Origin of the sequence: Ferroacidibacillus organovorans, from assembly GCF_001516615.1 — a bacterium.
Lineage (GTDB): Bacteria > Bacillota > Bacilli > Alicyclobacillales > SLC66 > Ferroacidibacillus > Ferroacidibacillus ferrooxidans_B.
Genome location: NZ_LPVJ01000060.1, coordinates 24,823 through 36,982 on the forward strand (window position 1 = coordinate 24,823; position 12,160 = coordinate 36,982).

At 52.4% G+C, this 12,160-nt stretch carries 14 protein-coding genes; all 14 read right to left on the bottom strand.

Annotated features, from left to right (window positions below):
- Positions 1-41 precede the first annotated feature (41 nt).
- The gene (gene fliY / locus ATW55_RS12965) at positions 42-1,220 is read right to left on the bottom strand and encodes a flagellar motor switch phosphatase FliY (RefSeq protein ID WP_082685846.1); all 1,179 of its coding nucleotides are present in this window, start codon (positions 1,218-1,220) and stop codon (positions 42-44) included.
- Positions 1,207-2,205, bottom strand: a complete 999-nt coding sequence (gene fliM / locus ATW55_RS12970; RefSeq protein ID WP_067718522.1) for a flagellar motor switch protein FliM — start codon at positions 2,203-2,205, stop codon at positions 1,207-1,209. The genes fliY and fliM overlap by 14 nt, the downstream gene beginning before the upstream one ends.
- Before the next feature lie 10 nt (positions 2,206-2,215).
- Positions 2,216-2,635 carry a flagellar basal body-associated FliL family protein gene (locus tag ATW55_RS12975; protein ID WP_067718527.1) on the bottom strand — a complete coding sequence of 140 codons (420 nt, stop codon included), beginning with the start codon at positions 2,633-2,635 and terminating at the stop codon, positions 2,216-2,218.
- Positions 2,625-2,852 carry a flagellar FlbD family protein gene (locus tag ATW55_RS12980; protein WP_067718531.1) on the bottom strand — a complete coding sequence of 76 codons (228 nt, stop codon included), beginning with the start codon at positions 2,850-2,852 and terminating at the stop codon, positions 2,625-2,627. Before ATW55_RS12980 ends, ATW55_RS12975 begins: the two co-directional genes overlap by 11 nt.
- Positions 2,853-2,896: 44 nt before the next feature.
- Positions 2,897-3,841, bottom strand: a complete 945-nt coding sequence (locus tag ATW55_RS12985) for a flagellar hook-basal body complex protein (RefSeq protein ID WP_067718534.1) — start codon at positions 3,839-3,841, stop codon at positions 2,897-2,899.
- Between the two features lie 112 nt (positions 3,842-3,953).
- On the bottom strand, positions 3,954-4,355 hold the full coding sequence (locus ATW55_RS12990) for a hypothetical protein (RefSeq protein ID WP_067718537.1): 402 nt from the start codon (positions 4,353-4,355) through the stop codon (positions 3,954-3,956).
- Between the two features lie 2 nt (positions 4,356-4,357).
- Entirely contained in the window at positions 4,358-4,816 is a 459-nt protein-coding gene (locus tag ATW55_RS12995; protein WP_067718540.1) for a flagellar hook capping FlgD N-terminal domain-containing protein, read from the bottom strand.
- Positions 4,817-4,824: 8 nt separating this feature from the next.
- Positions 4,825-6,360 carry a flagellar hook-length control protein FliK gene (locus ATW55_RS13000; protein ID WP_067718543.1) on the bottom strand — a complete coding sequence of 512 codons (1,536 nt, stop codon included), beginning with the start codon at positions 6,358-6,360 and terminating at the stop codon, positions 4,825-4,827.
- Positions 6,361-6,442: 82 nt separating this feature from the next.
- The gene (locus ATW55_RS13005) at positions 6,443-7,015 is read right to left on the bottom strand and encodes a magnesium transporter MgtE N-terminal domain-containing protein (RefSeq protein ID WP_067718547.1); all 573 of its coding nucleotides are present in this window, start codon (positions 7,013-7,015) and stop codon (positions 6,443-6,445) included.
- A gap of 24 nt (positions 7,016-7,039) precedes the next feature.
- Positions 7,040-7,468 (bottom strand): hypothetical protein, encoded by a 429-nt coding sequence (locus ATW55_RS13010; protein WP_067718551.1) that lies wholly within the window; start codon positions 7,466-7,468, stop codon positions 7,040-7,042.
- Between the two features lies 1 nt (position 7,469).
- Positions 7,470-8,786, bottom strand: coding sequence for a FliI/YscN family ATPase (locus tag ATW55_RS13015; protein WP_067718555.1), 1,317 nt, complete (start codon positions 8,784-8,786; stop codon positions 7,470-7,472).
- A complete protein-coding gene (locus tag ATW55_RS13020; protein WP_067718559.1) occupies positions 8,783-9,583 on the bottom strand; it encodes a FliH/SctL family protein in 801 nt (266 codons plus the stop codon). The genes ATW55_RS13015 and ATW55_RS13020 overlap by 4 nt, the downstream gene beginning before the upstream one ends.
- Entirely contained in the window at positions 9,570-10,586 is a 1,017-nt protein-coding gene (gene fliG, locus ATW55_RS13025; protein ID WP_067718564.1) for a flagellar motor switch protein FliG, read from the bottom strand. The genes ATW55_RS13020 and fliG overlap by 14 nt, the downstream gene beginning before the upstream one ends.
- A 62-nt stretch (positions 10,587-10,648) precedes the next feature.
- Positions 10,649-12,157 carry a flagellar basal-body MS-ring/collar protein FliF gene (gene fliF / locus ATW55_RS13030; protein WP_067718567.1) on the bottom strand — a complete coding sequence of 503 codons (1,509 nt, stop codon included), beginning with the start codon at positions 12,155-12,157 and terminating at the stop codon, positions 10,649-10,651.
- Positions 12,158-12,160 lie beyond the last annotated feature (3 nt).

Consider the following 12,160-nt stretch of genomic DNA (forward strand, 5'->3'; position numbering starts at 1 on the left):
AATTCCTCCATTGCCATCATCTTCAATTGCAAGCCACCACGTCACTGCAAGCGTTTGACGCGTTCTACAGGACTTAAAATATCTGTGACGCGCACGCCAAAGTGTTCGTCAATCACCACCACCTCACCGCGCGCAATCCGCTTTCGATTGACGAGAATATCAACCGGTTCGCCGGCGAGCGTCTCGAGTTCCAGGACGGAGCCGATGCTCATGTCTAACACATCGCGCAACAACTTTTTTGCCCGCCCAAGCTCTACCGTCACTCCAAGCGGGACGTCCATGAGAAGATCAAGATTCTTGATTCCTTCTCCATAGGGTCGATCCTCAAGCGGGGCAAAAACCGCGCGCTCCACGCGCTCCGGCGGCACCGTTTCTACGGCTGATTCCATCGCAAAACCTTGGGTTTGCACGCCACTTTGCGACGCAACAGAAGCGGTCGGCTGTGCAATCTGCGCTGCCTGCGCGTAGGCACTGCGAACGGCGGCATTCGGCGTTGCGAGGATCGGTTCAGCAGGTGCGACTGGCGCTTGTGATTCGTACGAACCATAACTTTGTGCCATAAGCGTCGCCACGAGTTCATGGGCAAATTCCATGGATAAGATCTGAATGATATTTGAATCGATCAATTCGCCAACCTGCAAGCGAAAGAGAATCCTCACCAGAGAGCTTCCCTGAGGGAGATAATCATTGGCATCCGAGTCAAGTGAAGTGATCGTTTTGACATGCGGTGTCGATATGTTGACCGTTCGCATGAGCATTGTCGACATGGACGTAGCCGCCGAGCCCATCATCTGATTCATCGCTTCCGCAACTGCGCTCAAATGCATTTCACTCACTTCGGGCGATGGGTTGCTGCCGTCACCCCCCAGCATTAAATCTGCAATGATCTGCGCATCCGTCTGTTTGATGGCTAACACATTCGAACCGTTTAGCCCCTCTGTATAATCGACACGCGCCGCAATGTGAGGAATGGACATATCCATTGAAATGTCGGTTGGTCGTATCACACTTACGCGCGGCGCCGTGATGTTTACTTTATGGCGCAGCAACATGGACAGCGTCGTCGCCGCAGTGCCAAACGCAATGTTTCCGATTTCGCCAATCGCGTCACATTCCATTTCGGAAAGCGTTTCGGCGTTCTCCAGTTCCTCAGCTTTTACCGCCTCACCGCGAAGCAGCGCGTCAATCTCATCCTGCGAGAGAAAATCACTGCTCATCATACCTCACCTCCTCAACCTGATCTGTGATGCGCACTGCATAGTGTCCTCGAAAGTTTCCTGGCGCGCCTTTTAACTTCACAACATCCTCCACAGCGACGGCCAGGCTTTCATCGACGCGCGAATCAAGCGGGATAACATCGCCGATCTGCAGGCGAAGCAGGTCGCTTGTCGGCAGTACCGTCTTCCCGAGTTGAACCTGAAGATCCACCGACACACTGTGCAACTGCGCACGCAACTGTTCTCTTGACGCCTCTGCTTCTGCATCATTCCGTCTTTGTGTAATCGCAAAACGCGAGGTTAGCCGCTGCATGAGTGGCTCGAGTACGACATGCGGCATACACAGATTCATGATCCCGCTCGTTTTGCCGATGACGATGCTAAACGTGACAAGAAGCACAATGTCACTTTGATTAGCAATCTGTGTAAATTGCGGATTCACTTCCAACGTGTCGTATGTGAATTGGAGTTGCGCCACGTCTGCCCACGAAGTGGCAAGCGCGCTCATCGTGCGGGAAAACAACCGTTCAAGCACCATCATGTCAATCTCGGTCATGCGCCTGCCCACATTCTGATACTGCCCCTGGCCGCCAAGAAGGCGATCCAGCATGGCATACGACGCACTGTTTGGAACCTCCAACAAAAATTTTCCGCTAAGGGGCAATACATCGATCACATGCAGTACAGTGATCGGCGCGATCGAACCCATAAACTCTTCAAACGGCAATTGATCAATGGAAGCCACGGAAAATTGTACACCCGTGCGCAACTGGGCTGAGAAATAGTTGGTAAGCAACCTGGAGAAGTTCTCATAAATCCCCGAAATGGTTCGCGTGTGTTCTTTTGAAAAGCGCATGGCTCGCTTAAAATCATAGACGCGAACGCGACCTGAATCCGATTCATTGCGAATCTCATCAGCAGTGAGCTCACCTGAGTTTAGCGCCGTCAAAAGAGCGTCAATCTCGTCCTGTGACAAGACATCCGGCATGGTGTCACCCCTACTGAACAATCATGTTTTGAATATAGACGGCCGTTATCTTTCCTGTAGTCAAAATGGCGTTTACACGTTTTAAAATCAGGTTTTTCATATACGTTCGCCCGCCAGGGGCTTCGATTTGACTAGCGCTGAGATTGTGTAACACACCGATGACCACATCGTCCAATTGTGCGTTTCTCTCCGTCAACTCCGCATCGACTTTCGTGCTGAGTGCCTGAAGCGTCAATTGAATCTGAATCATGCTACTGCCCTGTAAATTCGTCGTGATCTTGTCAACGTTGTACTGCCACGATTGAAGTTGCGCAGCCGTCGGCGGTGTGTGAATCTTTGATGAAAAGAAAAGTTTGTAGGCGGCCGCCCCGCCCAGAACCACCACAGCAAGCACAGGAATGAAAATCAGAGAGAACTTCCTAACGTTCATGCGACACCTCATGTCGATTTGCAGCGTGCGCCCCGACAAGACCGATCTCCTGCAAATAAACGGTCACCTTGTGAACGACATCGTCCGCCAATTCTTTGACAACATATTTGCGTCCGGAGGTGAGCGAAATCACCGTATCAGGCGTCGATTCAATCGACTCAATCATCAATGCGCTAATGATCAAATGTGAACCGTCCATACGCGTCAATGCGATCACTTTGCAACACCTCCGGATTTTTACTATTCTCTCAAGAAACTCACTTACGCTTGCTGCTCAAGATTTAACACGGTGCTCAAAATATTATTGTCCGTGTTGATCACCTTCGAATTCGCGTCAAACGCCTGTTGTGCGATAATCATCGCCGTGAACTGATCCGTCAAATTGACATTTGACGCCTCAAGCGCACCTGACTGAAAACTTGCGGCGCCATTTTGACCCGGCGTATAAAGCGGTGGAATTGTGCCGCCTCCCGAGTTGACCCCCGTGGTATAAAGGTTTGCGCCAACCTTTGTCATCCCGGCCGGATTCGTAACGCGCGCCACCGGCACGTAATACGTACCCACAATCGTCCCGGTATTCGGGTCTGTCAGGGTGATCTGTCCATTCTGACCAATCGTGTAATTGTTCAGCAAGACGTTTGTTCCGCCCGACGCTGATGCAGGCATACCCAAGTTTACAGCCGAGAGATTCGTTGACGAAAAACTTGTCGGCGCGGGGCCCGGCGTCCCGCCGTTTGCCGGAACAAATTGTCCCATCAGTTTGGAACCGTCCGGGAGTACCAGATTCCCCGCACCATCCACAGAAAAATTACCTGCACGCGAATAGTACAGCGGCACGGTCGACGAATTGGCAGGAGGCGTTCCAGTGGAAGAGGCCAATTGCCCTTGCGGCGACACTACAAAAAAACCATCGCCGTTTAACGCGATATCTGTTGGCACGCCAGTGACTTGGTCTGCGCCTTGCGTAAACGAGTTTTGCACAGCTGAGATATTTACGCCAAGGCCTACCTGTTGCGCATTGATTCCTCCCAGGTTTGCCGTCGGGCTCGATGCGCCTGAAACGGTTTGGCTCAGGATATCACTAAATTCGACGCGACCCGACTTAAATCCTGTCGTATCGACGTTTGCAATATTATTTCCTACAACATCAAGACTTGTCTGATATGCGTTCATTCCGGAAACGGCAGAGTAAAGCGAGCGAAGCATGACCATTCCTCCTGTTTGCTGAGTTCAAATCGGGTAGATTTTTATTTGAGCGACGCTTCGGTCCATCTGCGTTCGCCGTGGGCTTCCGACAAGCGGTCCGGCCCTCCGTCTTTCATAAAACAACCGCACTATCAATATTTGTGATAATCTGCGCGGCTGACTCTTCTTTGGTCATCACGGTAACGACCGTGCGATTGGGCACATTGATCAAAAAATTGGCGCCACTCGCAACCACCAGTGCATTTTGCGCCCTTTTTGCTGACAAGGCGTCTGTCGCCTGCGACAGCTTTTGCTGAAGTTCATGTGTCATCGCGATGTTTCTGGTATTCATTCGACTCTGCGCGTGATGAGAAAAGGTCAACTGGCGGCTCGCCTGTGAAAGCACATCGGAAAATCGCGCCTCCTGAGAATTCTGTGAAAACGCCGCACGCGACGCGGGCTGGTTTTTGATGCCCGCTGGCCGAACATTGTTCGCAACAGCGTCATGAAGACGATTTGCAATCCAATCATTCATGCTCAGAGTCCCGGCTTTGTCACAGAGACGATCGACTGAAGCGGATAGCTTTCGCTGCCAACCGTAACCATGATCGCGCCTGACTGTGTGTTCACTGAACTGACAATCCCGCTCACAGTCACGCCACTTCCCGTCTGTACCGTGGCTGTGTCACCCATGATGGAAAATGCCGTCGCGAGTTGTGTGTTGCTGTTGATCGTCGCGAGACCGGTTTGCAACTTTGTTTCTCCTGTCGCAACATTGGTCATCTGCTCAAGCGACGAGAATTGCGCCAATTGCGCGATGAACTGCGTGTTGCTGGTGGGTTGCAGCGGATTCTGATACTGCAGTTGGGTCGCCAAGAGTTGCAGAAATGAATTTTGGTTTAATGCGCCACCCGGAACGGTGGTGCCGCTCACGTTGATTTGCAGCGCCGCCGACGGTGAGACTGTGCTTGAAGACACACTTCCAGTGGACGTCATTTGATCTCCTACCCTTCTGCATAAAATCCTGTCGCAATCGATTCTTGATACGACTGCGCACGTGTCACCGCTAGGATTGGCGAGCGATTTTTTGTGACCGTAAGCGGCCGCTCTGCGTGTGCCGGCGCTCTTTCGCGGTCTTGACGAACATCGACGTTCACACTCGCAAATCCACCCTGTGTCAATTGTTGAATGAGCTCTGTGCGATGCGTTTGCATCATCTGTGTCGCATCCGCATTTGCAGCGACGAGTTGGACATTCACATGCTGCGATGCGCGCACATCCATGATGACATTCACCTGACCAAGATGCGCCGGATGAAGCGTAAGTTGCACCGTCACTTGAGCGTTTGCACCAGTCGATGAAAGTCTGGATTGTAAAAACCTGCCCAGTTCTGACCATGCAACTGGCGAGCCCTGAACCGTCTCCCCGCTCTGTATAAACCCAAAAGCCACTGGGGCGGTTTGCAGGGGTCTCTCCATTGCCACTGCGACCATTCCGTGACGCTGTGTTGAGTGCATAGGCTGCGATACAGCGTGCATTCTGTTCATCGCCCCACGGGTTAACACAACGCCTGTGTGAACGATTTTTGGCAACCGCTTCACGGACTTCATCTGCTGCGTCTGCACTTGAAGCGAAGGTATTTCCGCATTTGCGGTGGACTGATTTGCTTTTTGCACATGCGCCCGCGCAGATGCAATCGTCCCTGAAATGCCAGGAATCGTTCGCTGAACCAAAAGCGGCGTCACCGCTTTGCCGGTCGCTGCACGCGCAGAAGAGACATGCAACGGATTCGCTTGCTTTGTGACAGATTGTGACAAACCTCTCTGCACCTGCGCAGAAAAATTCACTGCGACAAGAGGCGACGCCAAGGCATGCCGCTTTGTCCCTTGTGTCGGCAAGTCTTGTAACGCTGTGAAGGCCGATCTTTGCTGAGTGCCTTCCTTGCCCTGACGCAAGAGCAAAGACGCTACTCCTTCATTTTGCTTCGCGAGAACTCCAGCAGGTTCGCCTCTGACTGGTGCGACTTTTACAATCATGGATTTTTGCATGTCGATGACAGGCTTCTGTGCGCCAATCGCTTCAGTTGCAGGGCGATCTGCCTGCAAAGAAGTTGTCTGCGACGGCGCGCGCTGCGCCTTTAAAGGCTGTAAATTCACAGCTACGTTGCCGTGTATCCCTTGCTTGGCAACCCGTTCTGGCGCGCGCGCAATTTCTGACAGAATCGTCGCTGATGCGGCTGTCGACGGCGCGTGATAGACTTTTTTCTCACTCGCCAGCGCAGCATGCGCATGCGTTTGCTGTGCCGCACTCTTCAACAAAAGCGTCGTCAAAAAAGGAGAGGCAACGACGTTTGCCAGCGCGTTTATGTCAGTCGCTTTCTTGTGCAATGAAGTATTGTGTGCAGCACCTGCGTGTTTTTCCACGCGGATCGTTTTAGTGTGCTTAGAGACATTGCGCCGAAGCAAAGATGGCTTTTGCACATCAGAGGCGCTACCCGGTTTTGCCTGTTTTATCAAAGTGGAAAGCAATCCCTGAGACATCCATTTCACCTCCTTTCACATGCTGAATATGCTGCGAAACGGGCATCCCCCCTCTCCATGTGAAAAAACGCTTGACAACCGCTTATGCCCCAGCCTGAATCAGTTTCGCCGCCAATTTAGGCGGCATTCCGGACAAAATCGAAGCCTGCGTCGCCTGATCCATCGATCGCAAAATGGACACCTGTTGTGAAAAAGGCTGCAACTGCAAAATTTGTGCCGCTTGGTTTGGCGACATGTTCATGTACACGGCCGCGGCGCCCTTTGCGGTTGCAAGACTTCTTTGCGACGTTGCCACCTGTTTTTCCAGCGACAAAATCTTGGCCTTTTCAGACGCGACGAGCGACTGGCTCACGAGGAGAGCACGGTTTGCTCGACTCAGTTGACTGTTTAGGTGATTCACCGTCTGCTCTACAGCGCTTAGCTGTCCACGAACCTGCTTCATCTGCACGGAAACAGGCTGCGCAAGCGGAGGAAGTCCAATGGTGTGGCGAATCACCGGATTTTGCGTCGCAAAGCGCATGGCATTCCCTACAACGTTATAGCCGAGGATCTGCAGTGCGCCGATTACCAAAAAGACTGAAACAAAAAGTGGAAGAAAAATCATATAAAAGAGAAAGGAAAAGGAGCGCGACTTTTTCTTCAATGCTGCTTCCATAATCTCTTCCCTCCAATCAAACCGTCATGGACCCGTCACGCCGCGACTTATAACCCACTCGTCAAGTGATTTCCACTCACGCGACATGCGTTCCTTTTGATGTCTTGACCTCTCCAGTTCGGTGAGTTGCCTATAGCGATACACATCCTGATAAGCATGAAACACAGCCACACTAGCTTTGTTCGCCTCATCCACGCAGTCCTCAAGTTCTTGAAGCGCTTGCACTTCCCTTTGGCGCAAAGCCTCATCGTAGCGTGACCACTGTTGAAAATCAGCCGCCGTGATTGCCACGCGATGGAGATTTGCAAAGGCGATTTCTTGCTCTGTTTTCAAATCGTTGACGCGCTGGCGCGCGCGATCCACCATTTGATCTGCGTGCAAACGCTCTTCCAGTCGCTTTTCCTCTTCATAATCTTTCACCTTTTTTAGACGTACAGCGCGCGCGTATTCCACACTACATGCCCCCTTTCAACAGATCCAAAAGTTGCAGGCGCGTTTGATCATACGCACTGCGATCCTTTACGTCCTGATTCAAGAAGTGATTCACCGACGCTTCCATCGCCATCCACTGGTCAATCTGTGCATCTGCACCGCGCTGATACGCTCCGATCCGAATCAAGTCCTCCGCGTCGCGCCCCGCACCAATCCATCGCCTCACCTCAAGCGCAGCCGCACGATGTTCTTGATCTACAAGTTCTGTCATGAGACGACTCACACTTTGCAGGATGTCAACTGCAGGATAGTGCCCGCGTTCTGCAAGCTTTCTGCTAAGCGTAATGTGCCCATCGAGAATTCCGCGCACCGCATCGACAATGGGCTCTTGCATATCGTCCCCGTCGACGAGTACCGTATAGATTCCCGTGATTGTGCCTCGCTCATTTTTCCCTGCGCGCTCAAGCAGGCGGGGAAGTGCCGCAAAGACAGATGGCGTATAACCGCGCGCCGTGGGAGGTTCACCCACAGCCAATCCCATCTCGCGAAGCGCCATGGCAAAACGAGTCACCGAATCCATCATTAAATTGACGGACATCCCTTTGTCACAAAAATACTCGGCAATCGTTGTTGCAACATAGGCCGCCTTTGCACGCACTACCGCTGGCTGATCCGATGTTGCCACGACCACAACAGAACGCTCGCGAGCGATGGCCAAGTCCCGCTCGATAAATTCATTGACCTCACGCCCGCGTTCGCCAACAAGCGCGATCACGTTTACATCCGCCTGACTCTCTTTGGCAATCATGCCTAAAAGCGTGCTTTTCCCCACACCACTGCCCGCAAAAAGTCCGATGCGCTGTCCTTTTCCGAGTGTCAAAAAACCGTCGATCACACGAACGCCTGTCGATAATACTGAGTCAATGCGCGGCCGCATCAATGGATTGGGCGGATCGCGCAGCGTGGATCGCTCTTCAAAGGTGCGCAGCGCACCCAATCCGTCAATCGGCGAACCAAGGCCGTCAAGAACCCGCCCAAGCAGCGCCTCGCCAACGCCTACCGTGAGCGGTTTGCCAGTCGCCATTACGACGCTGCCTGGAGCTAGTCCCTCTAGTGGCGAGAGGGGAACCAACAGCACACGCTCACTGCGAAACCCGATAACCTCACAGAGGATCTCTTGGTTGTCAGAATCGCGAATCCGGCATATTTCTCCGATTCTCGTCATCGGACCGATCGACTCGATCAATGTACCCACAACATTTTGCACATGGCCGTGAACGCGAAAAAGATCGGTTCTATCAAGAATGGCTTCATAGCGCGCGAGGCGTTCCTGGCTCATTCAAGATCCCCCGATCGTTTTGCGGCTTCATGCAACGCCTGAGATATGAGATCCATACGCGTTTCAACACGCCCGTCCAACGTCCCGAAGTCTGTGATCAAAACCGCGTCTCCGCGCGTTAAGCTCAAGTCTGGCACGATATCAAGACGCGCGTCGTAAAACAGCAGCGACTCAAGTTCTGGTTTCTCAGAGAGAACCGAGGCAAAATCTGCTGACGCCACACGCAGTTCCAGTCGGTTCGATTTTCTCACTCTTGCCAGCAGCGGCCGAATCACCGCATGCGCCTTCTCATCGTCATCCGCAATCGCCGCACAGACGACCTTTCTCGCAATCTGCAAAGCGAGATTGACAACGTCACTTTCTCGCTCAAGCAGTGTACGCGCACGCTCTTCTTCTGCAAGGCGAAGAAGCTTGTCTGCCATCTCGATCTTTTCGGCTATCGACTGCTCAGCTTGTCTGACGCCCGCTTCAAAGCCTTCGCGCGCCCCTATGTCCCTCGCTTTTTCGTAAAGGAGTTTTGCGTGGGCTTCTGCCTCGTCTTCCATGCGTGCAAGTTCAAGGAGCAATGCCTCACGCCTAGTTTCGAGTTGCAGGAGTTCTTCTTCTCGCTCGTGCAGCGCATTCTCCAATTCGATCTGTTTTTCTTGCGCAAGAGCCTGTTCAACTGTTTCCGTCTCTATTCCATCACCCAGACTGCGCTCGCCAGAACGTCGCAACAATGCTTCACTATGGGGAGAAGTGATGGTGCGATTCGCGATCTCATTGCTTGGCAGCCGATAGATTCTAGACAAGGACATCTTCGCTGCCACCTCGCCGAATTACAATTTCACCCATATCTTCCAACCTGCGTATCTGCGCCACGATGCGCTGCTGAGCCTCTTCCACGTCGCGCAAGCGCACAGGTCCGGCATACTCCATATCCTCCTTGAATGTCTCGACCATCCGCTTTGACATGTTGGAAAAGACGAGTTCCTTGACTTCCTCGCTGGCGGTTCGAAGTGCCAGTAGCAAATCCGACTGTTCGATATCGCGAATTACACGCTGAACCGATTTGGGGTCGAGCATGACGATGTCTTCAAAAATAAACATGCGGCGCTTGATCTCTTCTGCGAGTTCTGGATCTGTTGTTTCTACATAATCCAGAATCCCCCGCTCCGTGCTGCGATCCACGCCATTCAAAATTTGCACCAACGCGTCGAGTCCGCCAATGTTCATCGTCCCAAGCGACGTCATGGAGGCGAGTTTGCTTTCAAGAACCCGCTCTACCGAACTCACGACTTCTGGGCTGGTGGAATCCATCGTGGCAATCCGCATCGCAACTTCATAACGCACATTTTGGGGAAGTTCTGCAAGAATCCCGGATGCCTGTTTTGGTTCAAGATACGATAAAACGAGGGCGATCGTCTGCGGATGTTCAGTCTGAATAAAATTCAGGATTTGCAGCGGATTGGCCTTTCGCGCAAACTCAAAAGGACGCACCTGTAACGAAGACGTGAGCCGTTCGACGAGTTCAAGCGCCCGTTCCTTTCCCAGCGCTTTTTGCAAGATCTCGCGCGCATATTCAATTCCGCCCTCAGAGATGTACTGCTCCGCGATCGCCAGTTGTTGGAATTCTTCAAGAATCCGTGAACGATCTCCGTGTTCAACCCGTTGCACCGACGCGATTTCGAGTGTCAATTTTTCGATTTCTTCTTCTCGCAGATGCTTGTAGACATTCGCCGCCGTTTCAGGGCCAAGGGAGATCAAAAGAAGTGCGGCCTTCTGTTTACCCGACAACTCACCGCCTCGTCGAACACTCATCGCGCCACTCCCCCTTGAAATTTCCGTCTGGATTCCATCGCACCGTCAAAACGAAGGGTGTTTCAATCATCCGATAGCCACGTGCGAATGAGCGATGCCATGGCTTCCGGCTTTTTAAACGCCATTTCCTGCAACTGTCGCGTCATCATCGCTTCAGGCGATCGCTCTGCATGATCATCCACCATGAGCTGGCGCTGCGCCACAACAGACTCTGTCCGCTTGCGCCGCCTGATGAAAAAGACAAGAATTCCTCCGAGGACAAGCGCTCCAACCGCACCGAGGGCAAGAGGCGTGACAAACGAGCTTTGGGTTGTACCCGTCAGGGAGGCATTGACAAATGGAACCGTCAAGACACTCACAGCCGATCCTTTCGCTCCAGCCCCGCGCGCACCTACCGCCGTCAAAACAAACTGCTGAAGATTCGCGCGAAGCGCCGGCGTCAGCGCAACCGCTTTGGCATTGATCAAAACGCTCACGTTGTAACCGTTGATCTGCATTGGATCGAGTTTTGTCGTCGTATTCGTGTTGCTGTTTTCATAATTCGTCGTGCTAGATCGCGTGTTTGACGTAGAACCAGTTCCCGCACCCGTCGTTCCATACGTGACGACATTCGGGTTTTGCGTTGCCTGTCCTGCGATACCGCCGCCCGTTCCGCCACCTGTCGACGAACTTGTCGAGCTTTGCGTAGAGAGCGGAGGCCCTGCCGTTACAACATGGCTTGATTGAACCTCAGAGTTGAAGGTCACGTTTGCGTGAACGATGACCTGTACATTGCCAGGGCCGACAAACTGGACCAAGCTGTTTTGCAACTGCATCGCAAGCGCTGTCTCCATCTGCTGCTTAATGGCGATTTCTTGCGCGACCTGACCAGAGATTGCAGAACCGCCTGCACTCGTTGTTGCAGAGAGGTCATTGCCATTCTGGTCAATGACAGAAACATCCGCGGCACTCAGGCCCGTGACAGAGTGCGCCACCAACTGCTGAATGCCAAACACCTGCGCCGCTGTGAGCACATTGCCTGCGGCCACATTGAGAATGACCGAAGCCTTTGCCGTACCTGATTGCGTCGGGCTCACCAAAAAGCTGGAGGATTGCGGCATCACAATGTTGACTTGCGCACTGGTAATCCCGTTGATCAATTCAATTGATTGCGCTAGGCGAGTCTGCAAGACAGACAACACTTCGAGATTCATCGCTTGATCCGTCATGCCAAGCGGCGACGAATTTTGGAGAATCTGCGAATAATCCACCATGCCCGTACTGGGCAATCCATTCATGGCCATATCAATTCTCGCTTGATCTGCTTGCGATGACGGAATCAAAATATTGTTGCCCTGAAGTTGATAGGGAATTTTCAACTGATCAAGCTTCTGCGTGATTTCGCCGGCAGACTTAGAATCGAGATTTGAAAAGACCACTTGATAGTTTGGATTGAGCAGAAAAAAGGACAGCAGGGACACCGTTAATAAAAAGAAGATGCCAATTGCGATTAGATTGCGTTTCTGACGCCTCTCAAGTGCACCATACCATTCAGAAAATCGCTTTATAAGAGATTGCCAATCATAGTTCATCCT